This is a genomic window from Halopiger xanaduensis SH-6 (assembly GCF_000217715.1).
Taxonomy (GTDB): domain Archaea; phylum Halobacteriota; class Halobacteria; order Halobacteriales; family Natrialbaceae; genus Halopiger; species Halopiger xanaduensis.
Genome location: NC_015666.1, coordinates 930,340 through 954,114 on the forward strand (window position 1 = coordinate 930,340; position 23,775 = coordinate 954,114).

Here is a 23,775-nt window from a genome sequence, read left to right on the forward strand (position 1 = left end):
GCTCAGAGATCGTCGTCCCGAAGCTCGATGTCGGCGACGAGGTCGTAGGGGTGGGCGTCCTTCCGAATTCCGTCGACGAGGGTGAAGGCCTCGCCGGGCTCGAGGAAGTGTTGGGTGATGACCTGGCCGAGCGGCGTCGGTTCGAAGCCGTCGATGAAGTCGTACTGCAGCAGCTTGCCGATGGCGTGTTTCGTCGGCACTTCGCCGAGCATGCGGTCATTCAACGCCTTCGCGGCCTTGCCGCCGACCGCGATGTTGGCCAGGGTCTCCTCGACGGCGGCGGCCTCGTCGTAGTGGGTCATCACCGACTCCATCTCGCCCTTGAGCAGTTTGAACGCGATCTCGTCCTCGGTCCCCTCCATCGAGTTGTGGTAGGCGCAGTCGGGTTCGACGAGGACGTACACCTTCCCCTTGTCGTGGTAGTCGGGCCGGCCCGCGCGGCCAAGCATCTGGTGGAACTCCTGGACGGAGAGCCACTCGATACCCATCGCCAGCGAGTCGAAGACGACCTGCGAAGCGGGGAAGTCGACCCCGGCTGCGAGCGCCGCGGTCGTGACGACCGCCGATAGCTCCTGCTCGCCGAACTGGCGTTCGACCTTCTTCCGGCGTTTGTAGTCCAGCCCGGCGTGGTACGGGGCGGAGGAGTACTCCAACTTGCGCGAAATCTCGTGACACCGTCGTCGGGAGTTGGTGAAGATAATCGTCTGGCCCCGGTACCCCTTCGAGGACTTGGTGTCGAACTCGCGTTTGACGAGTTTGTTCTCGATGCGGACCTTCTCCTGGCCGTCGGCGAAGGTGACGTGGCGCTCGATCGGCACCGGCCGCTCCTCGAACTCGATGAGTGTCGACTCGAGGACGTCCGCGAGCTGTTCGGGGTTGCCGACGGTCGCCGAGAGGTAGATCCACTGGGCGCCCCCGTAGTCGTCGCGCCGTTTCGCGCGCTGCTCGCAGGTGTACTTGAGCCGCGAAATGAGGCCGTCGAGTCGGTGGCCTCGGTCTTCCTCCTTCAAGGTGTGAACCTCGTCGATGACGACGGTCCCGATGTCGCCCATGTCCTTGCCGGTCCGGAGGGCGTGGTCGATCCCCTCGTAGGTGCCGACGATGACGTCGGCGTTCGGGTCGAACTGGTTGCCGTTGTCGGCGATCCGGCTCGCCCCGACGCGGATGGAGACGTCGACGAGGTGGCCGTACTCGTCCTGGAAGTCCTCGTACTTCTGGTTGGCAAGCGCGACCAGCGGGACGAGAAAGAGCATCTTCCCCTTCCCGTTCAAGACCCGGTTGATGCCGGCCATCTCGCCGACCAGGGTCTTCCCGGTCGCCGTCGCGGAGACGACCATCTGGTCGTCGCCGTCGAACAGGCCGTTCTCCACCGAGAGACTCTGGACGGGCAGCAGCGTCTCGAATCGGTCCTCGAGCAGGTTCTGCAGGCCCGGATGGAGATTCAGGGAGTCGACCGGGACGGGATCGATCTCGTCGGTCGTCGCCGAGATCGTATCGAACTTCGTCAGGTCGGGGTCGAGTTGCCCCTTGAGCAGGTTGACGATCCGCTCTAAGTCCTGCACCTCGAGCATGAGGTCCTCGAGACGCTCTTTGGCGGCGCCGGTGACCGCACCGCCGCCCGAGAACGACAGTTGGCGCTCGAGTTCCTGACGCGCGCAGTCCTGACAGATCCAGTCGTTGTCGTCCTTGACGGCGGTTTCGGTCGTGATCGGCGAGTACCGGCCAGCCGAGGCGCAGTACCGGCAGGTCCGGACGGCCTTGGCCTTGTCCTCGAGCTGGTAGCCCGCGAGCATCTCGGTGAGCTCGCGGCGCTTCTCGGCGGAGGTCTGTTCAGAAATGCGGATCCGCTTGGCGCGGCGGGCGAGTTCGACGAACTCGTCGGGCTGGCGGGGCTCCTCGCTCGAGCCCTGCTTGAGGCGGAACTTGGCGGGTCGGGGACCGGCCGACGTCTCCGAGAGGACGAGCTTCGCCCGGAACAGCCGCTCGCCGTCGCGCTGGACGACGATCAGGTAATCGTCACCCGTCTCGTGGCAGAAGATCGTTTCGACCTGCTGGACCTGCTTCGACACGATACCGGGTACGGGCGCGCGGTATTTCAGCGGTTCGGACTGGTCCGATCGGGAACCGTCCCGCGGTCGTTCGGACGATTGCGTACCCCTCCGGTCCGGTATATAGGCGTACGGAACACTCTTACCAACGTACATGAGACGGGTGTCGAATCCTCAACCAGATGAGGTTGAATCCGTGGGAGTACGTTCCTGGTGTTCGGCGCCGTTACGCGCTCCGGTTCGTGGCTGCACTGATCGTCGTGGTTCTGGTCGTCGGGGCCTTCGGCGGGGTCATCTACGCGCACACCGGCGCGGAGCTCGAGTCCGACGTCGAGTCCCAGCTCGTCTCCGATGCACAAAAGGACGCGAGCCGGCTCGATACCTGGTTCGATTCGACCGGCCGGTACGTGGACTCGCTCGTCCGCTCGTCGACGTTTCGGAACGGCGATCGGTTCGCCGTCGCCGACTCGTTATACCGAATGACCGATCGGACGGCGTTCGACGGCGCCTACTACGTCAACTACGAGACGGGGGAAGTCGACGCCAAGTCCGGAACCGATGCGGCCCTCGAGGGCGGACAGGTGAGCGATGCGGTCGACGACCGGCTCGCGACCGCGACCGAATCGCCGTCGCAGGTCACTTTCTCCGAACCGTTCGAGACCGAGGACGGCCGGCCCGCGATGCTCGTGATCGGCATGTCCAGCGCCGACCACGCGGTGGTCGGGCTGGTCGATCTCGGATCGCTGTCCCAGTATATGGTCGGGACGGACGCGAGCGACGACGTGGTCGTCGTCGATCAGTCGGGAACGACCGTCCTCGCCGCGGACCGCTCGCGGCTGTTGCAGGAGGACGCGATCGATCCGACGGAGATCGGCACCGGATCCGGCACGACGTCGTTCGACGCGGGCGGCACCGAGACCGTCGCCGGCTACGCGGGCCTCGAAACCGAACAGCAGGATTGGACGCTGACGACCCGCGTGCCCGCCGGCGAGGCCTACTCGCTGCAGTCGGACATCTCGAACCAGATCCTCTCGATGATCGGCGTCGTCTTCGCCAGCATGCTGTTGCTCGGGGCGACCGTCGGCCGCACCACCGCGGGCTCGCTCCGACACCTCTCCGAGCGGGCGGCCGCCATCGAGGACGGCGACCTCGAGGAGTCGGTCGAGTCCGACCGCAGCGACGAACTCGGCGAACTCCACCGGTCGATCGACCGGATGCGCCGCTCGCTGCGCGATCGACTCGAGGAGGCCGAACGCGAGCGCGAGCGGGCCGAGTCGGCCCTGCAGGACGCGGAGGAAGCCCGCGAGGAGGCCGAGCAAGCCCGCGCCGAGTCCGAGGCGTTCTCTCGGCGCCTCGAGGAAACCGCCGACGACTACGGCGAGGCGATGCGGGCCTGCGCCGACGGCGACCTCACGCGCCGGCTCGAGTCCGACGACGAGAGCGAGGCGATGGCGACGATCGCCGCCGAGTTCAACGCGATGATGGACGATATCGAGGCGACGCTCGCGGCGACGCGAGCGTTCGCCGACGCAGTCGACGAGGCGGCCGATTCGACGGCGGAGGGCGTCGTCGAGGTGCGGTCGGCCTCCGAGCAGGTGGCGACGTCGGTTCAGCAGATCGCCGACGGTGCGGACCGCCAGAGCGGCCAACTGACGACGATCGGCGGCGAGATCGACGACCTCTCGACGACGACCGAGGAGATCGCCGCAACCGCATCGGACGTCGCTACGCTCGCCGAGCGCACCGCCCGGACCAGTTCGGCCGCTCGCGAATCGGCGACGAGCGCCATCGACGGCATGAACGCCATCGAGGACGAGGCCGCGGCTGCCGTCGACGAGGTCGAGCAACTCGAGGCCGAGATCGACGCGATCGACGACCTGCTCGAGTTCATCCGCGAGGTCGCGCAGGAAACGAACATGCTCGCGCTGAACGCCAACATCGAGGCCGCACGTGCGGACGCCGCGGATGCCGGCTTTGCCGTCGTCGCCGACGAGGTCAAGTCCCTCGCGGAGGACACCCAGGGGGCCGCTGACGACGTCGAGGAGCGCCTCGAGCGGGTGCGCGGGCAGGCCGAGCAGGTCGCCGCCGTGGTCCGGCAGACGGACGCGCGGATCGGGGACCACCGAGGCGCGGTCGAAGACGCGATCGGCTCGATCGAGGAAATCTCGGAGTACGCGGCCGAGACCAACGACGGCATCCAGCAGATTTCCTCGGCGACCCAGCAACAGGCCGCCGCGACCCAGGAGATCGTCTCGATGGCCGACGACGTGACGGCGATCAGCGAGGAGACCAGCGCCGAGGCGCAGACGGCCGCCGCGGCCGCCGAAGAGCAGACGTCGTCGCTGACGGACGTCTCACACACCGCAACCGCGCTGTCCGAGCAGGCTCGAGAACTCGCGGACGCCGTCGGGAAGTTCGAGGTGTCGGCTGAACCCGATGCGATCGCAGGTCCTGACTCCCCGCTGCCGGCCGCCGACGCGACCGGTGACGATAGGGCTACTCCGGATGCGGGTGCGCCAGTGATCGACGTTGAGGCACAGCCCCAGCCGGCCGCGGTGCCGGCTGACGAGCACGACGCGCCCGACGAATCCAACGGGCACGACGATGACGACACCTCTCAGGGGTCGACATCGGATGCCGATCGCGATTCGGATTCGGACGCGAACTCGGAACCGGACTCTCCCTCGGAATCCGACGATTCGAACACGTTCACGTGGTCCGACTAACGAGTGCTTGAGTGGCACCGTTGATTGGTGATGCAGTTTTGGCTGGGCGACGTGCCACAGTAGGTAAAATCGCAGCGAGAAAAACGCGAAAGAGACGGCCCACCGGAGCCGTGCGACGGTCGCGGACCGTCGACTTAGAAGTTCCCGTTGACGATGTCGCTGACCTCCTGCCGGTCGAACAGTTCCTCGTCGACGCCGTAGAGATCCCGGGCTGCGCGCTCGGTCAGCACGAGGTTCGCGATCGGTCCCTGGTAGAGCGGGCCGCCGCGGTAGACGTCGCCGTTCTGGACGGCCGTCAGGTCGCTGGCAACGTTGTGGTTTTCCATCTCCGCGACGACCTGATTCTGGAACTCCTCGTCGCTCAGGGACTCGTTGCTCGGCCCGCGGAGCACGAGGACGTCGGGATCGATCTCGAGCAGGTTCTCGTAGTCGATCGTCCCGCGATCGTCGGTGAAGTCCGAAACGCCCGCCTCGCTCAGCGCGTCGCCGACGCCGAGGTCGCGCCACTGTTTGTAGCTCGTCCCCTCGTCGATGGTGTAGGGATAGAACGTGTCGTCGCCGGCCGGCCACACGATCGCAACGTCCGGCCGCTCGTCTTCCGGCGGGACGATGGCCTCGACTTCGTCCTGGAACCCGTCGTGGAGCGACGCGAAGGCCTCGTACCGTTCCTGCTCCTGGAAGACTTCCGCTAGCTTCTCGAAGGCCTCGTACAGCGTGAGGAACTCGTAGTCGTGCCAACCGTAGTCCCGCGAGAAGATACTGTTGCCGAAGAAGGGCGCGCCCATCGATTCGATCTGGTCGATATCGTCCTGATCCCAGTCCCCGCGGTTGATGAGGAAGTTCGGGTCCATGACGAACACGTCGACCTGTTCGCTGAGTTCGATGAACTCCTCGGGGTCGAGTTCGTCGTCCCAGAGCGCGTCGATCTCGCTCTTATCGACGCTGACGTCGGGGATTTCGTCGTAGTACTGCGTGTGATAGCGATCGGTAAGGTAGACGGCCTCGGGCGGTTGTTGCCCGAGCGCGATGCCCATGTCGGCCCAGCTGCCGTTGTTGGCCGCCCACGTTTCCGGAACGGAATCGAACTCGACGGTGCCGACCGGCTCCATCGTCACGGAGTAGCTCTCGCTCGAGCCGTTTCCGTTGCCGCTGTTGTCACCGTTTCCGCTTTCGGTATCGCCGTTCCCGTTTCCGTTGCCGTCGCCATTGCCGTTTCCGTCGCTCGTACACCCGGCAATGAGGCCCGCCCCGGCAACTGTTGCGCTCGTTCGAAGAATCGCTCGTCTCGTTCGGTGGCTGTCGTCAGTCATTACGCTTTAGGCTTGCCTAAAAGTAGAAAAGCGTTCCGGTATCGCCCTTACTCGTTGTCAGATTGCAGCGCTCGCTTGGGGAGCACCTGCAGTTCGGGATCGTAGGCGACGGTCGCCTCGACCTCGAACACGTCCGCGAGCAACTGCTCGGTGACGATCTCCTCCGGCGGGCCCCAGTCGTACAGTTCGCCGTCGCGCATCGCGATGAGGTAGTCCGCGAACCGCGCGGCTTGGGAAATGTCGTGGAGCACGACCGCGACGGTGACGCCCTTCTCCTCGTTCAGCTGGCGGATCGTCTCGAGGACGCGGAACTGGTGGTGGAGATCGAGGAAGGTCGTCGGCTCGTCCAGCAGGAGGATGTCCGTATCCTGGGCCAGCACCATCGCGATCCAGGCGAGTTGTTTCTGGCCGCCGCTGAGTTGGCCGAGTTCGGAATCGCGGAGGTGCTCGACGCCTGCCAACTCGAGGGCGCGTTCGACCGCCTCGCGGTCCTCCGGGGAGACGCTGTCGAAGAATCCGCGGTGCGGATAGCGACCGTGGTAGACCAGGTCCTCGACGGTGATCCCGCTGACCGAGTCGTTCTCCTGGGAGAGGAGGCCGAGTTCGCGCGCGAGTTCGGGCCGATCGAACGACTGGAGGTCCTCCCCGCGCAACCGAACGACGCCCGTATCCGGCTCGAGGTGCTTCGAGAGCGCCTTCAGCATCGTGCTCTTGCCGCTGCCGTTGGGGCCGACGAGGGCGGTGATCTCGCCCTCCGGCACGTCCAGGCGCGTACAGTCGACGATGGTCTCGTCGCTGCCGGGGTAGCTCAACTCGAGGCTGTCGCCGACGAGGGCGCTCTTGGCGTCGTCGTCGTGGCCGCCGGTCGTCGTCTTGCCATCGGCAGCGGTGTCGGCGATGTCGAGGTTCGTCTCGGCGTCCGCGTCGCGTGCGCTGTGCCCTGTCGATGCGTCGGCGTCCGGGTCGACGTTCGTGTCGGTCATGGTACTCGGATCCGTCATTAGAGTTCACCCATCGATCGCTGTTTGCGCATCAGATAGAGGAAGTACGGCCCGCCGAGCAGGCCGGTGACGACGCCGACCGGCATCTGGACGCCGCCGAGCGCGAGGCGGGCGCCGACGTCGGCGGCGACCATCAGCGCCGGCCCGGCGAACAGACAGCCGACCATCAGCTGACGGTAGTCGCTCCCGACGGTGTTGCGGACGATGTGGGGCACGACGAGGCCGAAGAAGCTGACGATCCCGGCGACGGAGATCGCGACGCTGGCGGCCAGGATGGCCACGCCCGACAGCAGGAACCGCACCATCTCGACGCGCATCCCGAGCGAGCGGGCGGTCTGCTCGCCGAGCAGCAAGACGTTGAGCTGTCGAGCCCCGGCCATCGCGAGCACGATCGCGATGATGGCCGGGATGGTGGCGATGCGGACCTCGTCCCAGCCGGTGCCGGTCAGCGAGCCGGTCAGCCAGGCGATCGCGGTCTGGACGACGCCGATGTCGTCGGCGAAGAAGAACAGCCCCTGCTGGAGCGACTGGAAGACCATGTTGACGATGACGCCGGCCAGCACCAGTCGAACGGGGCTCGTGCCGTCTTTCCAGGCGATCAGGTAGACGACGAGGAACGCGATCGTTCCGCCGAGTGCGGCGATAAGCGGCAGGAGCGGCGCGAGGCCGCTGAAGACGACCAGCGTCGCGAGCACGGCGAACCCGGCGCCGGAGCTCACGCCCAGCACGAAGGGGCTGGCCAGTTCGTTGCGCGTCACCGCCTGGAAGATCGCACCCGACACCGCCAGCGTCGTCCCGGCGATAATCGCGACGAACACCCGCGGGAGCCGGATGTTCCAGACGACGATGCTGTTCCTGCTCATCTCGGGCAGTTCGCCCCCGAACAGGAACGCGTTCCACGCCTGCCGGTTGAACACGACCGCCGGATCGACGACCGCTCGCCAGGCCTCCCCGATCGTCATCGAGTACGATCCGAAGCTCACCTGTACCAGTCCCGCGACGACGGTGATAACCGCGCTCGCGAGACAGAACAGGACGAGCGTCCCGGTGAACCATCCCTCCTGCTCACGGGCTGCGTGAGCCCCCGCCGAGTGCGATCCTGCCATTCGTATTTAGGTGTGCCTAAAGAGTGTTTAGTAGTTGCGATTCCACCCAGCAGCCTGGAAGAAGCTCGGTTCGATAGGGCGATCGATGCGCTCAAGCGACACTGTCCGAGCTACTCGAGCAGTTCGATCTCGTCGTCGCCGTTCGGGACGGCACAGAGGAAGGCTCCGGGCTCGTCGCCCTCGTTGCGGTACCAGTGGACTGCCCCGGCGGGGATCAGTAGGGAGTCGCCGGCTGTAACCTCGTACTCCTCGTCCGCAATGCCTACGACGTACTCGCCCTCTAGAACGTACTGCTCGTGCTCGACGTCGTTGGTGTGTTTCGGCACGTCCGCCCCGGGCTCGAGGACGAACCGGCGGATCGCGAAGTGTGGGGCGCCGTGCTTGTCGCCGATCAGCACGCCCTTCTCGAGGCCGTCCGCCGCGTCGACGGACTCGTATGAAATGTCGTCGCTGCGCCGGACCAGCGGCTCCGGATCGGCGGCTGTGGACACCGGATCAGGAGCGGTGCCGTCGGCGTCCGTCTCGGGTTCGGGCTCCGACGAGGAGTCGGCCATACCCAGCCCTCGGACGCGGCGCTACTAAAGTCCCCTACTTGTCGTTCCAACCGGAACGCGAGCGCCGTAGCTAGTCGGTGTAAAATACTGCAGTCAAGTGCCGATACCGTTACGAATCCGCCTTACAGGCGCTCGACGTTCGTCGCGCGCGGGCCCTTGGGGGCCTGCTCGATTTCGAACTCGAGCTCCTGTCCTTCTTCGAGGTCCGGGCCGCCGATGTCTTCCATGTGGAAGAAGACGTCCTCGTCCGCATCCTCAGTTTCGATGAATCCGTAGCCGCCAGTGTCGTTGAAGAAATCAACGGTTCCTTGCGCCATTGCTTCTAAAGAGAGTGGACGGATACGTATAAACGCTGCGACTCATGGACCGCCGACACACCGGGTGTCACGGCCGATGTCCTGCCATCTCTGGCTTTCGCTGGGGTTGCAAGTCTCGCCCTCGAGCCAGGCCCTCCCCATTCGCTCGAGATCGGCGAGCGCCCCTCCGACGGACCCGAACCCAGCCCGCGGGACGCAGGCGAAGTCCCTTATATTCGCCGGTCGAAACGACGCGGTATGACCGAGTACGAGCTCGACGCGGTCGACCGGGAGATCCTCTACGCGCTCCAGGAGGAGGCCCGGAACCTCTCGTCCGGCGAGATCGCCGAACGGACCGACGCGTCCTCGAGTACGGTCCGCAAGCGCATCCAGCGCCTTGAGTCCGAGGGCGTCATCAAAGGCTACAGCGCCAACATCGACTACACGAAGTCCGGATATCCGATCCGGATGCTGCTCTTCTGTACGGCGCCGATCCCGGAGCGAGGCGACTATCTCGACGAGGTTCTGGACATCCCCGGCGTCGTCTCGGTCCAGGAACTGGTGACGGGCGAGGAGAACCTCCTCGTGACGGCCGTCGTCAAGAACGATCGGGACATCACCCCGATCGCGCAGGAGCTCTCGGACATGGGACTAACGATCACCGACGAGGTGCTCGTGCGCAGCCACGAGTCGACCTCCTTCGACGAGTTCTCCGCGGAGTAACCGCGCCGTCGCCGGGTTCGGTTCGCTTTTTTATACCGCTATCCGCCGTCCGATTTCGCCGGTAACGCCGCTTCAGCGGCGTCTCCGTCGTGCCAACGCGACCGACCGTCCGGATCGCCGTCTGATCGGCAGATTGGGTTGCGGCACTTCTTGCGATAGACCATGATGTTCTTTCACACGGGATTTGACGAACGATTTGTTCGAACAGCAGGTTATAATAACCAGGATGTTCAAAGCGGTGGTAGCGACGACCAGACGGATCGATCCTGCAGCGCAACCGTCCGCGCTGGTCGGAGGTGACACTCGACGCATGACTGACGAACGCTCGATCGACGCCGCACAACTCTCGGAACTGACGACGACGGACGATTCGGTCGTCCCGCGGGCGTCGACGCGGCTGGTATGGGCGCTGTTCCTCTGTAGCGTCGGCGTCCTCGCGCTGACGATTCGGCGCGGCGAGCCGTGGACCGGCGTCGATTATGTCGTCGTCGACGGACTGACGGCGGTGCTGTGGGTCGTGGTCACCTTCTTCAGCGGCATCGTCCACAGCTACTCCCGGCGCTACATGGCGGGCGACCGCGACCTCGAGCGCTTTTTCGCCCGCGTGTTCGCGTTCACGCTCGTCGTGATGGCCCTGACCGCGGCGGACCACGTCGCGCTGTTCGCGGCGGCGTGGCTCGCGATGGGCCTGCTGATGGCCGGCCTCATCGGCCACGTCCGCGACTGGGAGCAGGCCCGGGCCGCCGGCGCGCTGGCGCGTCGGTACTTCGTCGCCAGCAGCGCGGTGCTGGCCGGCAGTCTGGCCGTACTCGCGTGGGAGGCCGGAACGACGTCGATTTCCGGTATCTTCGGCGGCCTCGAGGAGGTCTCCGCGACGGTCGGCCTCGTCGCCGCCGGCGGGATCGTCCTCGCGGCGCTGATCCAGTCGGCGCTGTTCCCGTTCCACGGGTGGCTGCTGTCCTCGATGACGGCGCCGACGCCGGCCTCGGCGCTGATGCACGCGGGGTTCGTCAACGCGGGCGGGGTGCTGCTGACCCGCTTCTCGCCGCTGGTCGCCGACCACCTCGCGATCATGTCGGCCGTCGTCGTCCTCGGCGCGGTCAGCGCCCTGCTGGGCCAGGCGATGCTGCTCGTCCAGACGGACGTCAAACGCAAGCTCGGCAGCTCGACGATGGCCCAGATGGGCTTTATGATCCTCCAGTGCGGCCTCGGATTCTTCGCGGCCGCGATCGCCCACCTCGTGCTGCACGGCTTCTACAAGGCCTACCTGTTCCTCTCGTCGGGGGCCGCCGTCGAGGAGGCGGCGCCGAAGTCGACGGCCAAACACGCCGGCCACACCGAATTCGGCTTCTCGAGCGCCCTCCTCAGTCTGGCGACGGCCGTCGGCGGCGGCGTGCTCTTCGGCGCCCTCACCGGGAAAGCGACGGGCCTGTCGTTCGACAGCGGGACGATCCTGACGCTCGTCGTGGTCCTGACGACGCTGACCGCGGCGCGGGACATCCTCAACCGGACGACGCTGCCCCGGTCGGTCCGGTTCGTCAGTGTCCCGCTGGTCGTCCTCACCGCGATCGGCGGCTACGCCCTGCTGTACAACGCGATCTCGGCGGTGGTTCCCTCGGCGATGACCCACGCTTCGACCGACGTGACGATCGCCCACGGGCTCGTCGTCGCCCTGTTCGTCGGCGCGTACGTCGCGACGGAACTCGGGTGGCACCGCTCGAGCGAGCGCCTCTACGTCTCGCTACTGAACCTCTCGCAGCCGGATTCGTCGACCGTTCTTACGAACAAGGAGGAGTACAAAGATGTCTAAGCCGACGGCCCAGTCCGAACTCGAACCGGAAGCCGAACAGACGCCACAGCAATCGCAGCAACCCGATCAGGCGGCGGACCGCCCCGAGACCGGCACCGACGCCGATCGGGATCCCCTCGCCGCGACGATCGAGCGCGCGGCCGAGCGGGTCGGCTCCGTCTGGCCGCTGTACTCGTTCGTCACGGCCAATCCTCTCTCGGGGTTCGAGGACCGGCCGTTCCACCGGGCCGTCGACGAGGCCGAGTCCCTGTTCGGCGGCCGTGGGTACCCGCACCCCGACGTCTTCCGGAAGGCCCGGGAGCGCGGCCAGATCGATTCCGACGTGCTCGAGGACGAACTCGAGGCCCGCGGCATCGATCGCGACCCCGAAACGCTCCTCGAGGAGATGGCCGAGGCCGACGCGGCGCGCGACGCGGACGCCGACGACGCGACCGAGACCGTCGACCGCGTGCTTTCGAAGTGGCTCGCGGCCTTCCTCGACGAGGGGCAGGCCAAGTGGCCGATGCCGAACCGCGAGGAGGGGTTCTACGCCGCCTGGCGCTCGGTCGCGCCCTACGACGGCGACGTGCCGGGCTGCGACGATCCCGGCGACCTCCCGGAGACGGCGACCGAGGCGCTCGAGTCGGTCCTCGGCGACTATCCCGAAGACCGGTGGACCGACATCGCCGAGCACCACTTCGCCGCGCTGCCGGGCTGGACCGGCTTCATCAAGCAGCGCGTCGACGACGAAACCGACCCCTGGCAGGCCGAGTATCCGATCACGCTACGTGACTACCTCGCGGTGCGGCTGACGCTCGCGGACCTGCTGGACGCGCCGATCGAGCCTGCGAACGACGAGCGCGGTGCCGACGCCGGCGACGGAGCGGACGACAGCGAGGAGGTGCTCCCGATCCCTGAAATCTGGCTGACCGCCTGGGAGAAGAGCTACCGCGAGCGCCTGCTCGAGCAGATCGACGGCTCGGTGACCGATCCCGCCGACGCGGACAAGTCGTCGCGGCCGGCCGCCCAGCTGGTGTTCTGCATCGACACGCGCTCGGAGATCATCCGCCGCCACATCGAGGACCAGGGGTCCTACGAGACCCACGGCTACGCCGGCTTCTTCGGCGTGCCGATGCGGTACCGCGGCTACGACGCGAAAGCCGACGTCGACGCCTGTCCGCCGATCGTCGACGCCGAGCACCGCGTGGTCGACCGGCCCGACGACCCGGAGACGACGGCGAAACGCGACCGCTGGAAGGGGCTCGCGACGGCGACCCGGAAACACTTCAAGCGGCTCAAGGCCAACGCCGTCGCCGCGTTCCCGTTCGTCGAGGGCGGCGGCGCCGCCTACGGCTCGGCGATGGCCGCGCGGACGCTCGCCCCCTCGGCGATCGCCTCGCTCGAGAGCGCCGTCGCGGACCGCGTCCCGAGCCGGCACGAGTTCTGTTCGCCCGCGATCGACTACGACGACCACGACGACCACAGCCACGCCGACCACGACCTCCCGCAAGGGATGAGCCTCGAGCAGAAGGTCGGGTACGCGGAGAACGCCTTCGCGCTCATGGGCTGGACGGAGTTCGCCCGCCTGGTCGTCTTCGCCGGCCATGCCAGCGAGACGACGAATAACCCGTTCGACTCGAGTCTCGACTGCGGGGCCTGTGCCGGCAACCCCGGCGGCCCGAACGCCCGCGTGCTCGCAACAATCTGCAACGACCCGGACGTGCAGGCCGAACTCCGCGAACGCGGGTTCCACATCCCCGACGACACGGTCTTCCTCGCCGGCGAGCACAACACGACGACCGACGAGATCACCCTGTTCGACGGCGCGGTCCCCGAGAGCCACCGCGAGGATCTCGAGCAGCTGCGCGCCGACCTCGAGCGCGCACAGGCCGGCGCGGCGGCCGAGCGCCTCGAGTCGATGACCGACGAGACCGACGTCGACCCCGAGGAGGCCGTCGCGGAAGTCGAGCGCAAGGCCGCCGACTGGGCCGAAACCCGCCCCGAGTGGGGGCTGGCCGGCAACGCCTCCTTCGTCATCGGCCCGCGCGAGCTGACCGACGACGAGAACCTGGACGGCCGCGCGTTCCTCCACTCCTACGACTGGACGACCGACCCCGAGGGCGACGCGCTCGAGGCGATCATGACCGGCCCGCTGGTGGTCACCCAGTGGATCAACAACCAGTACTACTTCGCGACGGTGGACAACGGCGTCTACGGCAGCGGCTCGAAGGTCACGCAGAACGCGCTCGGAAACGTCGGCGTCGTGCAGGGCAACGGCGGCGACCTGATGACCGGCCTCCCGCTTCAGTCGCTGCAACTCTCCGACGACGAGTCGTACCACCAGCCGCTCCGCCTGACGGCGGTCATCCACGCGCCCGTCGAGCGCGTGACCGACATCCTCCAGCGTCACGACGAGGTCGCCGAACTGCTCGACAACGGCTGGATCGCCGATCTGACGGTCGTCGATCCCGAGCAGGACAACGAGGCGTTCCACTACCAGGGTACTCTCGAGTGGACCTCGCAGTCACAGGCGGCGACGGCGGCCCGCGGTCAGGAACAGGGTCAGATTTCACCAACGGCGCAGGACTAGGACTGACGGCTGCTCACTGAGGGCAGGGTACTGACTCTTCTCGTCCGTCTCGTCCTCGTCGGTGCGACGCCGCCGTTACAGTTCCTCGCGCTTCTCGAGCTGGTGGATCGTAATCGAGATGAAGTAGACGACCATGAACAGCAGGAAGCCGACGACGAGGCCGCCCAGCTCTCGAGCGCCGATTCCGGCCGGCGAGAGCACCGCGAGCGTCGCCAGCCCGATGACGAAGATCACGGCGACGAACGCGCCGACGGCGTAGTAGAAGCCGACGTCGGACTCGAGGAGCGAGCGCATGCCCGATACGTTTTCCGGGAGTGGTAAAACGGTGTCGACGGCCGGCTCGCGCGAGCGGATGGCGGTCGACGCCGATGCCAGGGGTTGTACTCGAGTCAGGCCAGCAGGCTGACGGCCGCCGGCTCGTACCCCTCCGGAACGCGCTCGCGGATCGCCGCCGGATCGGTCTCGCCGTCGACGTTGATCAGGTACGCGCGGCCATCGACGTCGCCGTAGATTCCCTGAAAGTCGTAGACGAAGCCGTAGATGGCGACGTCGTCCGGAATCTCCTCGGCCTCCCGGAGGAACTCCACCTGCCGGTTGACGTTGTACTCGACGAGCCGGTTGACGACCGTCTCCTCGTCCGCGTCGGCGTCGACGGCGCCGCTCTCTATGGCCTCTTCGACGACGGGGACGAGCATTTCGACCCATTTGTCGACGCCCTGGGGGCCGGGCATGTCGCCGCCCGTCGCGACCCGGTAGGCCGCCGTGACGGCGCCGCAGCCGGTGTGGCCGACGACGGCCGCGACCGCGGTCTCGGTGTGGTGGATCGGATAGAGGATTCCGCCGTCGACGATCCGCTCGCCGTCGTCCTCGTCCCAGACCTGGTTGCCGATGTTGCTCGGGGTGAAGACCGCGCCGGGGTGGTCGACCCCCCACATGTGCTCCTGCGGAACCCGCGAGTCCGAGCAACAGATCGCGACGACGCCCGGGTGCTGGCTCGTCTGGACGTCCTCGAAGTAGTCCTCGGGTAGCGAGTCGACGTGGCGCCGGTTGCCCGCGAGCAGGGTCTCGAGGGGGTCGTGGTCGCGATTCCGCGCCGAACCGGGGTCGGAATCGACGGATGCTGCGCTCGCGTCGGCGTTCCCCCCGTCGCGATCGCTCCCGTCGTCGTCGGTCGCCATACAGTACCGTACGCGGGCGGCGGTGAAAAAGCTCCCACGCCGGCCGGGGTCGGCGGCACGCCTCGAGCGCGCTCGAGGCGTCTCGCCCCGCTCGAGCGCAGCACCGGCACTGCCTTCCGCGAGCCGTCGTTTCATCCGTCGCCGCCCACTACGACCCGACATGGCAGAAACCAGACAGTGGCGACTCGCCAGCCGCCCGACCGGCGAACCGACCCGCGAGAACTTCGACCTCGTGACCGTCGATCGCCCCGAACCCGGTCCGGGCGAGGTCCTCGTGAAGACCCTCTACCAGTCCGTCGACCCCTACATGCGCGGCCGCATGCGCGACGAGGAATCCTACGCCGAGCCGTGGGACGTCGGCGATCCGATGCAGGCCGGCATCGTCGGCGAGGTCGTCCAGTCCGAGGCCGACGACTTCGACGAGGGCGACGTCGTCACCGGCAACCTCCTGTGGGCCGAGCACGCCGTCGCGGACGCCGACGAACTCCGGCCCGTGAATCCGGAGCTCGGCCCCGTCTCGACCGCGCTGGGCGTCCTCGGCATGCCAGGCATCACGGGCTACTTCGGCATGCTCGACGTGGCCGATCCCTCGCCGGGCGAGACGGTCGTCGTCTCCGCCGCGGCGGGCGCGGTCGGCTCCGTCGCCGGCCAGATCGCCCGGCTCTCGGGCGCCCGCGTGGTCGGCACCGCCGGCAGCGAGGAGAAGATCGACTGGCTGACCGACGAGCTCGGCTTCGACGCCGCGATCAACTACAAGGAAACCGACGACCTCGAGGCCGCGGTGGCCGAGGCCTGCCCCGACGGCGTCGACGCCTACTTCGACAACGTCGGCGGCCCGATCACCGACGCCGTCTGGCCCTTGCTGAACGTCGACGCCCGCGTCGCCGTCTGCGGCCAGATCTCGCTGTACAACGAGACCGAGGTGCCGACCGGGCCGCGCAAGCTGAGCAAACTTATCGAGTCCCGCGCTCGCGTGGAGGGCTTCCTCGTCGGCGACTACCAGAGCCGGTGGGGCGAAGCGCTCGAGTCCCTCTCGGAATTCATCCAGCAGGACGACCTGCACTACCGCGAGAACGTCGTCGACGGCTTCGAGAACGCGCCCGACGCCTTCCTCGGCCTGTTCGAGGGCGAGAACATCGGGAAACAGCTCGTCAAGGTCGCCGAGCGCGGCGAGTAGACTGGCCGCTCGATCGCTCGAGGTGCCTTCCCGAACTCGAGCGATCTCGTAAACCGGAGCTATTTTCGCCCCGCCGCGTCCACGGTCGCGTATCGCCGTCGATCGCACCCGCACTCGCCGATCCCGCTACTGATACCAATGCGCTTGCTCGAGTCGAACGCAATGCCGGACGTCGACCTCGACATGGACCGCGATCTGGACGTCGAGACGATCGACCTGCCGGACGGCCGCACGCTCGCGTACGCGACCCACGGCCGCGAGGACGGCGCGCCGCTGGTCTTTCACCACGGCGTCCCGGGATCGTGCGCCCTCGGCGCGGTCCTCTCCTACGCCGCTCGCCAGCGAGGCGTCCGCGTGATCGCGCCGAGTCGCCCCGGCTACGGTCGCTCCGATCCCCGCCCCGACGGCACGCTCGAGACGTGGGCCGACGACTGCCGCCACCTCGCCGACGAACTCGGCCTCGAGTCGTTCGCCGTCGCCGGCTTCTCGGGGGGCGGACCCCCCGCGCTGGCCGTCGCCGATCGGTTCCCGGACCGGGTCACCGCCGCGGGCGCCGTCAGCGCGCCGGTCCCCGAGACCGAGGGACCGCTCGCGTCGCTCGCCCGATTTCCGCGGGTGCTGGGGATCGCGTTGCGCTGTACCCGGCTGCTCGCGCGGCGCCGCGGCGACGCGTTCGTCGTCGACCAACTTACCGAGCGCAACATCGACGACGTTACCGCACAGATCGTCGGCCACGATTTCCGGACCGGACTGGCGGACCGGCCGTCGGGTGCAGTTCGGGAAAGTCAGTTTCTGGCCGGCGACTGGTCGCTCCCCGAGCCCGAACCCGACGTCCCGACGACGGTCTGGCACGGCACCGAGGACGAAAACGTCCCGCTCGAGCCCGTCGAACGCGTCTACGCGGACCGCTCGACCGTCACGTTCCGGACGGTCGAGAACGACCACCTCGGCACGTTGCTGGCGGTTCGGTCTCCCGTCGTTGAACTCACGCGGTGACGGCGGACCGAGGCTTTGCGTACCGTCCATTCTCCGCTCCAACTAGCGGACAGCACCGGCGTATAATAACAAATTACTAACTGATCGTGCATCACGGTTCGGTATGGATCGAACTGATTCGCTGCTCGTCCTCATCGCGGCGCTGCTGGCGTTGATTCTCGTGGAGATCGGCGAAGGCAAACTGACCGGACTTCTCGCGCTGCTCGCGTTCGCTGCGATCGCGCTGTCTGTGCTCGGGTACGCCCTCATCGCCGTTCTCGAGGCAATCTTTCCCGAAGCGAAGAACAAGCCGTAACGACGTCGGACTGCCGTCAGTCCGTCAGCCCGTAGCCGGTCTTGAACAGGTAGACGTCGATCGCGAGGACGACGGCCGTAACCGTCGTCAGCACGCCCAGCGAGAACAGCGGGGCGAGATCGGCGTAGGGCGCCGGAAGGATTCCGACCTCGATCAGATCCGAGTAGCCCAACAGTCCGTACCGGACGCTGTCGACCATGTAGACCATCGGATTCACCAGCGATATCTGGACCTGCCAGGCCTGTTCGAACGTCTCGAGCGAGTAGAAGACGGCGCCGAAGAACACCAGCGGCCGCAGGATAAACTGGTTCATGACGGTCAGATCGTCGAAGTCGCGGGCGACGAGCCCGCCGATGATCCCGAGGCCGGCGAACAGCGCCGTAATGATGACCATCGTGGCGACGAGGAAGAGGCCGTGCTCGATGCTGATAGGCACGAACAGGCGGCCGACGACGGCGATGATAACGCCGACGATCAGTCCCCGCACCGCGCTGGCCGCGACGTAGGCGACGACCATCTCCGCGTACGACAGCGGCGAGGTCAGGGTCTCGTGGATGTACTCGTTCCACCTGCCGTGGAAGATCGAGAACGAGGCGTTCTCGAAGGCGTTCGAGATGGCCCCCAGGACGATGAGCCCGGGGACGATAAAGAGGATGTACGGGAAGCCCGCGATCTCGTCGATCCGGCCGCCGAGGATGAGTCCGAAGACGGCGAAGTAGAGCACGTTCGTGATCGCCGGCGGCATGAACGTGTTCTTGGGCCGGCGGACGAACCGCAGCACCTCGCGCCGGAACAGCGCGCGGAAGCCGACCGACAGCATCAGGCGACCCCCTCCTGTTCGCGTTCGGCGGTTTCACCGCGCTCGCCGTTCTCGCCGTCACCGGCGCTCGAGGCCGACGACCGCGTCACCGTCCGGTCCTCGCTTCGGGTGAGGTCGACGAAGATCTCCTCGAGCGACGTGCGCGTGATCTCGAGGTCGGCGATCTCGTACCCTTTCGCCTCGAGATCGTTGAGCAGCCGCGGGGCGGTCGAGCCGCCGTCGTCGACGCGGACCTCGAGGCGGTCGCCGTCGAGCGTCGTCTCGTGGGCGTACTCGGCACTCACGTCGGGCGTCATCGACGGCGCCGACTCGAGGCGCACCGAGATGGTGTCGGTGCCGCGCTCCTTGAGTTCGTCCGGCGTCGCGACGGTCACCTTCCGCCCCTCGTTCATGATCGCGACCCGGTCGCAGAGCCGTTCGGCCTCCTCGATGTAGTGGGTCGTCAGCAGGACCGTCGTCCCCTCCTCGTTGAGCTCGGTGACGAGCTCCCAGAGGTCGTGGCGCAACTGGACGTCGACCCCGGCCGTCGGCTCGTCCAGAATGAGCAGATCGGGGTCGGTGACGAGCGCGCGGGCGAGCAGCAGTCGGCGCTTCATCCCGCCGGAGAGCCAGTCGAAGCGCTCGTTGCGCTTGTCGTAGATCCCGACGCGCTTGAGGACTTCGTCGGCCCGCTCGGCGGCCTCGTCCTCGGGGATTCCGTGGTAGCCGGCCTTGTGCATCAAGACTTCCTTGATGGGGAAGAAGCGGTCGACGTTGAACTCTTGGGGCGCGAGCCCGATCGCGTCGCGGGCCTCGCGGTAGTCCGCCTCGACGTCGTAGCCGAAGACCCGCGCTTCGCCGCCGGTCTTACGGACCAGGCCGACCAGCGTGTTGATGAACGTCGTCTTGCCCGCGCCGTTGGGGCCGAGCAGGCCGAAGAATTCGCCCTCCTCGACGGTCAGCGAGAGCTCCTGCAGGGCGCGCAAGTCCCCGTACTCCTTCACGAGATCGACGGTCTCGATGGCCGGTGGCATCGGCGAATCGTCGGCTCCGGCCGCGGTTAAGAATATTGGTCTCGGCCCTCGAGACGGGAGTTTCGGCCGGTTTTGCCGGGTTTTCTCGAATCGTGCGGTCGCCGGTCCGCAGCCGTCAGTCCGCGGTCTGGGGCGATCGAGACGGATTCAAGGCGCCGCTCTTCTGGACGATGTCGAAGGCGGTCATCACGTCCGTCCGCGAGATCAGCCCGACGAGATCGCCGTTCTCCACGACGAGGAGGCGACCGATATCGTTCGCGCGCATGCGATCGATCGCCGCCATCGCGTCCGAATCCGGCGCGATCGTCTCGAGGTCGGTCGTCATCACGTCTTCGACCGTGTAGGCGTCGCGCTCGACCGGCTCGATCTCGCGGGCGTCGGTCAGCGTCACGAGTCCGACCAGCCGATCCCCGGCGCCGTCGCGTTCGATAACCGGATAGCCCGTGTGGCGCTCGCTGAACATCCGCCGGATGAGATCGGCGATCGACGCCTCCGGTTCGACCGTGTGGAGGTCGCTCGCCGGCGTCATGATATCGGAGACGGTGACGTCCTGGAAGGCGGCCTTCATCGTCACCTGCTGGGCCTCGCTCGAGGCCGCGATGTAGACGAAGAAGGCGACGCCGACGAGGATGATGTTCACGGGCGGAATGATCCCGAAGATTCCCATGAGGACCGCGAAGAACTTCCCGACGCTGGCGGCCTGCTGGGTGGCCTTCGCGTAGGGTCTCGAGCGGGCGAGGAACGCGCGCAGGACGCGCCCGCCGTCCATCGGAAACGCGGGGAGCATGTTGAAGCCCGCCAGCGCGACGTTCAAGATCGCCAGGTAGGCGAGGACGAACCGGGCGCCGTCTAGCCCGGCGGGCGTCACGGAAAACAGGCCGTAGGAGACGACGCCGACCAGCACGGAGACGATCGGCCCCGCGATCGCGATGGCGAACTCCTGGCGCCAGTCCTCGGGCATCTCGGTGAACTGGGCGACGCCGCCGAACAGCCAGAGGGTGATCGAGTCGATCGGAAACCCGTACCGCCGGGCGGTCAGCGAGTGACCGAGTTCGTGGAGAACGACGCCGACGAACAGGCCGAGCGCCGCGGCGAGGCCGAAGATCCAGGGGTTCGCCCCCGCGGTCACGGCGTCGACGCTGATTCCGGCGCCGAGCACGGCGTTGAGTACCTCCGAGACCTGCTCGATCTGGACGCCGATGAGGTAGGCGAACAGCGGGAGCACCAGGAGGAACGTGAGATCCAACTTGATCGGGATTCCGAACAGGGACCCGATCCGAAAGCTCCGCATCATGCTGTATGGTACCCGCGCCCGCTCCTTAAACACGCTGCTGGCCCGAGGTTCCGCTGCTCGTTCCGGCGCGTCCCACAGCCGGGGATTCGTTCTCGAATCGAGGACGGTCACCCCTGATTCAAGACATATTATCGCATACTTATCGAATAGTCCGTATAACCACCTTGCACCATAGAGTTATACAGGAGTTCGTGGACGGTGGATGTATGCTATCAGAAACGCAACAGCGTTCTCCGACCGAAATCGACCCGCTACCGCCCGAACTCGAGTCCTCGCAGGGCAAACTCGTCTACCTGTTCCTCGAGTCGACCGGCGGCGCGACGGTGACCGACCTGCACCGATCGCTGGGGATGCAGAAGATGGCGATCCTGAGCGTGCTCGAGGCGCTCTCGGCGCAGGGCCTCGTCGAGCGGACGGGGACGGAGTACGCGCCGGTGGCGGCGAACTGAGCGGCGGGAGTCTCGGTAGCCGCGCCCGACCGCGCGCATCTACGCTCTATCCTCTCTGCGGTTCGACCTCGAGCGACCGTCAGAATGCGACCGATTCTCACGCTTCGGCCCCGTCACCGCTCCGGTAGCCGCCCTGCTGGAGGCGACGGTTCGAAGCCTTTATCCGCACGGTAGGCTTCCGTTTTCGTAAGTAACCACCATGTCCGACAAACCTGCCTCCATGTACCGGGAGATCAGTAAGCCGGCATACACGCGCCGCGAATACATTACTGGCATCCCGGGTTCGAAGATCGCACAGCACAAGATGGGCGACGTCAGCAAGGACCCCGAGGATTACCCGATCCAGATCAGCCTCATCACCGAGGAAGAGGTCCAGATCCGCCACGGATCGCTCGAGGCCTCGCGCCTCTCGGCAAATCGCCACATGCTGAAAAACGCCGGCGAGAACAACTACAAGATGATCCTGCGCAAGTTCCCCCACCACGTCATCCGGGAGAACAAGCAGGCGACCGGCGCGGGTGCGGACCGTGTGTCCGACGGGATGCGCCAGGCGTTCGGGAAGATCGTCGGCACCGCGGCTCGCATCGACGAGGGCGAGCGCATCTTCACCGTCTGGTGTGACGTCGACGACGCCGAGTTCGCCAAGGACGCGTTCCGCCGCGCCTACAACAAGATCTCGCCGCCGTGCCGTATCGTCGTCGAGAAGGGCGAAGAGAAGCTGATCGCATAACGAAGTTTTGCTCTGCGGGCCGCCGTTGGCGGCCCTCGGCAAAATCTCCAAAAGAGCGCTACGCGCTCTTTTGGACCTCGCGGAGCTTCGCTCCGCTCAGATTCGATTAAAAACACTCCTCCCTCCGTTCTCTCGCTTCGTAGCGGCGCGTAGCGCCGCAGTCGCTCGTTCACATCAGTCGTCGGCCCGCTCGTTCGCTCCGCTCACTCGCGGTCAGTAACGGTGTGACAGCCTGCCCTCCCCCGTTGAGCGAAACTTTCAATTTCGCGATGCTCGGAAGAGCTTGCTCTTCCGTTGGGTCGCGCGGCTCTCGCAGGTGCTCGAGCCGCGCTCCCGGCCGGTCAGAACGATCGGCCGATTGCGGCAACAGTAACGCCCTTTTCTCACAACATGATATGAAGGGAACATGGGGATTCGGGAGAAGGTGCTCTCGACCGACTGGGACGAGTGGAACCATCCGAGACGCGCGATCCTTTTTCTCGTTCTCGTTGCCGGCGTCGCAGGTGGGATAGCCTCGGCCGTCCTCAAGCTGGTTCCCGGACCGCGGTTCGTCGGCATCGTCGTCGCGTCGTTCTGCGCCGGTGCGATCGTACTGATCGCGGGAACGATACTCGCCGCGGTCGATTGAGGGACCGCATCTGATCTGCGCGCCGTTCCACATCCGGCCGTCTCGAGCACCTTTTTGCCCGCTCATTCCCGAGTAGTGCGTATGATCGATCTCGCGGTCGCCAACGCGAAGGAAACGTTTCAGCGGATGGCGGAGCCGCTGGCCGAGCGCGGCATCCGGGTTCACCACGTGCCCGCGAGCGAGCGCGCGGTGGATCTGACCGACCCGCCGTGGGAGCCCGACGAGTACGACGTCGGCTTCGTCTATCCCGGGCGACTTATGGAGGGCGGCGTCGCCGACGCCCTGCTCGAGATTCCGTGGCTCAACGACCACGAAACTGTCCTCACCTCCAGAAACAAGGCGGAGGTGCTCGCTCGCCTCGAGCGGGCCGACCTGCCGGTCCCGAAGTCGGTGTACGTCTCGAATGACGTCGGCGAAGCGGAGCTGACCGACGTCTTCGAGCGGTTCGAGCCGCCGGTGGTGGTCAAGCCAAATTCGACCACGCGCGGCGTCGGGGTCGCGAAGGCCCACGACCTGGACTCGTTTTTGGGGATCTGCGACTACCTCTCGCTGGTCCACGACTACAAGGCGACAGGGGACCGCTCGTTTCTGGTGCAGGAGTACCTCCCCGACGCGGTCGACTACCGCGTGATGGTGCTGGAAGGCGAGTACGTCGGCGCGGTCGAGCGACGACTGCCTGACGATGCCGTCACAGAGGGACAGTGGAAGCACAACGTCCACCGGGGGGCCAAGGCGACGGGGGTTGAACTGCCCGACGAACACAGGGAACTGGCCGAGGCCGTCGCCGCGGCGCTCGAGATTCCGTTCCTGGGTGTCGACCTGCTCGAGACCGAGGATCGGCTGGTGGTCAACGAGACGAACGCGCGGCCGACGATCGACGAGGCGACGAAGTACGAGCCGGGATTTTACGATCGGCTCGCGGACGCGATTCGCGGCGTTGCGGAGCGCGGGAACGAGTAGTCGTCGGCGCTGACGGATCCGCTCGGTCGCGGGACGGACGCGGACGGGCGGAGCCGCAAACGAAACCACCATCGCGGTTCGCCCGACCGGAG

The 23,775-nt window shown here is 66.7% G+C and carries 22 protein-coding genes; 11 read left to right on the plus strand and 11 right to left on the minus strand.

The genetic code is table 11. The features are described from left to right. Nucleotides 1-2: 2 nt before the first annotated feature. Entirely contained in the window at nucleotides 3-2,069 is a 2,067-nt protein-coding gene (locus HALXA_RS04570; RefSeq protein ID WP_013879145.1) for a DEAD/DEAH box helicase, read from the minus strand. Between the two features lie 161 nt (nucleotides 2,070-2,230). Between HALXA_RS04570 and HALXA_RS04575 the strand changes: the two genes are divergently transcribed. Next, nucleotides 2,231-4,774, plus strand: coding sequence for a methyl-accepting chemotaxis protein (locus HALXA_RS04575; protein ID WP_013879146.1), 2,544 nt, complete (start codon nucleotides 2,231-2,233; stop codon nucleotides 4,772-4,774). Between the two features lie 134 nt (nucleotides 4,775-4,908). Here HALXA_RS04575 and HALXA_RS04580 read toward each other — a convergent pair whose 3' ends face one another. The 5 genes from HALXA_RS04580 to HALXA_RS04600 all read right to left on the minus strand — a co-directional run bounded on the left by HALXA_RS04580 (nucleotide 4,909) and on the right by HALXA_RS04600 (nucleotide 9,062). Next, on the minus strand, nucleotides 4,909-6,084 hold the full coding sequence (locus HALXA_RS04580; protein WP_013879147.1) for an ABC transporter substrate-binding protein: 1,176 nt from the start codon (nucleotides 6,082-6,084) through the stop codon (nucleotides 4,909-4,911). A 47-nt stretch (nucleotides 6,085-6,131) separates the two neighbouring features. Next, nucleotides 6,132-7,085 (minus strand): ABC transporter ATP-binding protein, encoded by a 954-nt coding sequence (locus HALXA_RS04585; protein ID WP_013879148.1) that lies wholly within the window; start codon nucleotides 7,083-7,085, stop codon nucleotides 6,132-6,134. Then, a complete protein-coding gene (locus HALXA_RS04590; RefSeq protein WP_013879149.1) occupies nucleotides 7,085-8,191 on the minus strand; it encodes a FecCD family ABC transporter permease in 1,107 nt (368 codons plus the stop codon). Before HALXA_RS04590 ends, HALXA_RS04585 begins: the two co-directional genes overlap by 1 nt. 110 nt (nucleotides 8,192-8,301) lie before the next feature. After that, nucleotides 8,302-8,745 carry a cupin domain-containing protein gene (locus HALXA_RS04595; protein ID WP_013879150.1) on the minus strand — a complete coding sequence of 148 codons (444 nt, stop codon included), beginning with the start codon at nucleotides 8,743-8,745 and terminating at the stop codon, nucleotides 8,302-8,304. Nucleotides 8,746-8,867: 122 nt separating this feature from the next. Continuing rightward, the gene (locus HALXA_RS04600; RefSeq protein ID WP_005578474.1) at nucleotides 8,868-9,062 is read right to left on the minus strand and encodes a cold-shock protein; all 195 of its coding nucleotides are present in this window, start codon (nucleotides 9,060-9,062) and stop codon (nucleotides 8,868-8,870) included. 237 nt (nucleotides 9,063-9,299) lie between these two features. Between HALXA_RS04600 and HALXA_RS04605 the strand changes: the two genes are divergently transcribed. The 3 genes from HALXA_RS04605 to HALXA_RS04615 all read left to right on the plus strand — a co-directional run bounded on the left by HALXA_RS04605 (nucleotide 9,300) and on the right by HALXA_RS04615 (nucleotide 14,143). Beyond that, the gene (locus HALXA_RS04605) at nucleotides 9,300-9,764 is read left to right on the plus strand and encodes an Lrp/AsnC family transcriptional regulator (protein WP_013879151.1); all 465 of its coding nucleotides are present in this window, start codon (nucleotides 9,300-9,302) and stop codon (nucleotides 9,762-9,764) included. Between the two features lie 310 nt (nucleotides 9,765-10,074). Beyond that, on the plus strand, nucleotides 10,075-11,574 hold the full coding sequence (locus HALXA_RS04610; protein ID WP_013879152.1) for a proton-conducting transporter transmembrane domain-containing protein: 1,500 nt from the start codon (nucleotides 10,075-10,077) through the stop codon (nucleotides 11,572-11,574). Next, on the plus strand, nucleotides 11,567-14,143 hold the full coding sequence (locus HALXA_RS04615; protein ID WP_013879153.1) for a DUF2309 domain-containing protein: 2,577 nt from the start codon (nucleotides 11,567-11,569) through the stop codon (nucleotides 14,141-14,143). The genes HALXA_RS04610 and HALXA_RS04615 overlap by 8 nt, the downstream gene beginning before the upstream one ends. A 75-nt stretch (nucleotides 14,144-14,218) precedes the next feature. Here HALXA_RS04615 and HALXA_RS04620 read toward each other — a convergent pair whose 3' ends face one another. Together HALXA_RS04620 and HALXA_RS04625 are read right to left on the minus strand one after the other, a co-directional pair. Then, nucleotides 14,219-14,437 carry a hypothetical protein gene (locus HALXA_RS04620; protein ID WP_013879154.1) on the minus strand — a complete coding sequence of 73 codons (219 nt, stop codon included), beginning with the start codon at nucleotides 14,435-14,437 and terminating at the stop codon, nucleotides 14,219-14,221. Between the two features lie 95 nt (nucleotides 14,438-14,532). Continuing rightward, entirely contained in the window at nucleotides 14,533-15,321 is a 789-nt protein-coding gene (locus tag HALXA_RS04625; RefSeq protein WP_013879155.1) for a carbonic anhydrase, read from the minus strand. Between the two features lie 160 nt (nucleotides 15,322-15,481). Between HALXA_RS04625 and HALXA_RS04630 the strand changes: the two genes are divergently transcribed. From HALXA_RS04630 to HALXA_RS04640, 3 genes are all read left to right on the plus strand, one after another. Beyond that, nucleotides 15,482-16,498, plus strand: coding sequence for an NADP-dependent oxidoreductase (locus tag HALXA_RS04630; RefSeq protein ID WP_013879156.1), 1,017 nt, complete (start codon nucleotides 15,482-15,484; stop codon nucleotides 16,496-16,498). A 138-nt stretch (nucleotides 16,499-16,636) separates the two neighbouring features. Further along, nucleotides 16,637-17,494: an alpha/beta fold hydrolase gene (locus tag HALXA_RS04635; RefSeq protein ID WP_013879157.1), complete on the plus strand. Its 858-nt coding sequence runs from the start codon at nucleotides 16,637-16,639 to the stop codon at nucleotides 17,492-17,494. Between the two features lie 103 nt (nucleotides 17,495-17,597). Beyond that, nucleotides 17,598-17,789, plus strand: a complete 192-nt coding sequence (locus HALXA_RS04640; RefSeq protein WP_013879158.1) for a hypothetical protein — start codon at nucleotides 17,598-17,600, stop codon at nucleotides 17,787-17,789. Between the two features lie 16 nt (nucleotides 17,790-17,805). On the opposite strand, the gene HALXA_RS04645 is transcribed toward HALXA_RS04640, so the two are convergent. From HALXA_RS04645 to HALXA_RS04655, 3 genes are all read right to left on the minus strand, one after another. Further along, nucleotides 17,806-18,609 carry an ABC transporter permease gene (locus HALXA_RS04645; protein ID WP_013879159.1) on the minus strand — a complete coding sequence of 268 codons (804 nt, stop codon included), beginning with the start codon at nucleotides 18,607-18,609 and terminating at the stop codon, nucleotides 17,806-17,808. Next, entirely contained in the window at nucleotides 18,609-19,622 is a 1,014-nt protein-coding gene (locus HALXA_RS04650) for an ABC transporter ATP-binding protein (RefSeq protein ID WP_013879160.1), read from the minus strand. Before HALXA_RS04650 ends, HALXA_RS04645 begins: the two co-directional genes overlap by 1 nt. 115 nt (nucleotides 19,623-19,737) lie before the next feature. Further along, nucleotides 19,738-20,916 carry a CBS domain-containing protein gene (locus HALXA_RS04655; RefSeq protein ID WP_013879161.1) on the minus strand — a complete coding sequence of 393 codons (1,179 nt, stop codon included), beginning with the start codon at nucleotides 20,914-20,916 and terminating at the stop codon, nucleotides 19,738-19,740. A gap of 206 nt (nucleotides 20,917-21,122) precedes the next feature. Between HALXA_RS04655 and HALXA_RS04660 the strand changes: the two genes are divergently transcribed. From HALXA_RS04660 to HALXA_RS04675, 4 genes are all read left to right on the plus strand, one after another. Then, nucleotides 21,123-21,365: a hypothetical protein gene (locus HALXA_RS04660; RefSeq protein ID WP_013879162.1), complete on the plus strand. Its 243-nt coding sequence runs from the start codon at nucleotides 21,123-21,125 to the stop codon at nucleotides 21,363-21,365. Nucleotides 21,366-21,564: 199 nt separating this feature from the next. Further along, nucleotides 21,565-22,095 carry a 50S ribosomal protein L16 gene (locus HALXA_RS04665; protein ID WP_013879163.1) on the plus strand — a complete coding sequence of 177 codons (531 nt, stop codon included), beginning with the start codon at nucleotides 21,565-21,567 and terminating at the stop codon, nucleotides 22,093-22,095. Nucleotides 22,096-22,501: 406 nt separating this feature from the next. Further along, nucleotides 22,502-22,723 (plus strand): hypothetical protein, encoded by a 222-nt coding sequence (locus tag HALXA_RS04670; protein WP_013879164.1) that lies wholly within the window; start codon nucleotides 22,502-22,504, stop codon nucleotides 22,721-22,723. Nucleotides 22,724-22,804: 81 nt separating this feature from the next. Continuing rightward, the gene (locus tag HALXA_RS04675; protein WP_013879165.1) at nucleotides 22,805-23,683 is read left to right on the plus strand and encodes an ATP-grasp domain-containing protein; all 879 of its coding nucleotides are present in this window, start codon (nucleotides 22,805-22,807) and stop codon (nucleotides 23,681-23,683) included. Nucleotides 23,684-23,775: the final 92 nt, after the last annotated feature.

Bases quoted from the DNA above. Each gene is read 5' to 3' on its own strand.
- HALXA_RS04575 (WP_013879146.1), top strand. From the start codon at position 2,231: ATGAGGTTGAATCCGTGGGAGTACGTTCCTGGTGTTCGGCGCCGTTAC.
- HALXA_RS04580 (WP_013879147.1), bottom strand. From the start codon at position 6,084: ATGACTGACGACAGCCACCGAACGAGACGAGCGATTCTTCGAACGAGC.
- HALXA_RS04585 (WP_013879148.1), bottom strand. From the start codon at position 7,085: ATGACGGATCCGAGTACCATGACCGACACGAACGTCGACCCGGACGCC.
- HALXA_RS04590 (WP_013879149.1), bottom strand. From the start codon at position 8,191: ATGGCAGGATCGCACTCGGCGGGGGCTCACGCAGCCCGTGAGCAGGAG.
- HALXA_RS04595 (WP_013879150.1), bottom strand. From the start codon at position 8,745: ATGGCCGACTCCTCGTCGGAGCCCGAACCCGAGACGGACGCCGACGGC.
- HALXA_RS04600 (WP_005578474.1), bottom strand. From the start codon at position 9,062: ATGGCGCAAGGAACCGTTGATTTCTTCAACGACACTGGCGGCTACGGA.
- HALXA_RS04605 (WP_013879151.1), top strand. From the start codon at position 9,300: ATGACCGAGTACGAGCTCGACGCGGTCGACCGGGAGATCCTCTACGCG.
- HALXA_RS04610 (WP_013879152.1), top strand. From the start codon at position 10,075: ATGACTGACGAACGCTCGATCGACGCCGCACAACTCTCGGAACTGACG.
- HALXA_RS04615 (WP_013879153.1), top strand. From the start codon at position 11,567: ATGTCTAAGCCGACGGCCCAGTCCGAACTCGAACCGGAAGCCGAACAG.
- HALXA_RS04620 (WP_013879154.1), bottom strand. From the start codon at position 14,437: ATGCGCTCGCTCCTCGAGTCCGACGTCGGCTTCTACTACGCCGTCGGC.
- HALXA_RS04625 (WP_013879155.1), bottom strand. From the start codon at position 15,321: ATGGCGACCGACGACGACGGGAGCGATCGCGACGGGGGGAACGCCGAC.
- HALXA_RS04630 (WP_013879156.1), top strand. From the start codon at position 15,482: ATGGCAGAAACCAGACAGTGGCGACTCGCCAGCCGCCCGACCGGCGAA.
- HALXA_RS04635 (WP_013879157.1), top strand. From the start codon at position 16,637: ATGCGCTTGCTCGAGTCGAACGCAATGCCGGACGTCGACCTCGACATG.
- HALXA_RS04640 (WP_013879158.1), top strand. From the start codon at position 17,598: ATGGATCGAACTGATTCGCTGCTCGTCCTCATCGCGGCGCTGCTGGCG.
- HALXA_RS04645 (WP_013879159.1), bottom strand. From the start codon at position 18,609: ATGCTGTCGGTCGGCTTCCGCGCGCTGTTCCGGCGCGAGGTGCTGCGG.
- HALXA_RS04650 (WP_013879160.1), bottom strand. From the start codon at position 19,622: ATGCCACCGGCCATCGAGACCGTCGATCTCGTGAAGGAGTACGGGGAC.
- HALXA_RS04655 (WP_013879161.1), bottom strand. From the start codon at position 20,916: ATGATGCGGAGCTTTCGGATCGGGTCCCTGTTCGGAATCCCGATCAAG.
- HALXA_RS04660 (WP_013879162.1), top strand. From the start codon at position 21,123: ATGCTATCAGAAACGCAACAGCGTTCTCCGACCGAAATCGACCCGCTA.
- HALXA_RS04665 (WP_013879163.1), top strand. From the start codon at position 21,565: ATGTCCGACAAACCTGCCTCCATGTACCGGGAGATCAGTAAGCCGGCA.
- HALXA_RS04670 (WP_013879164.1), top strand. From the start codon at position 22,502: ATGGGGATTCGGGAGAAGGTGCTCTCGACCGACTGGGACGAGTGGAAC.
- HALXA_RS04675 (WP_013879165.1), top strand. From the start codon at position 22,805: ATGATCGATCTCGCGGTCGCCAACGCGAAGGAAACGTTTCAGCGGATG.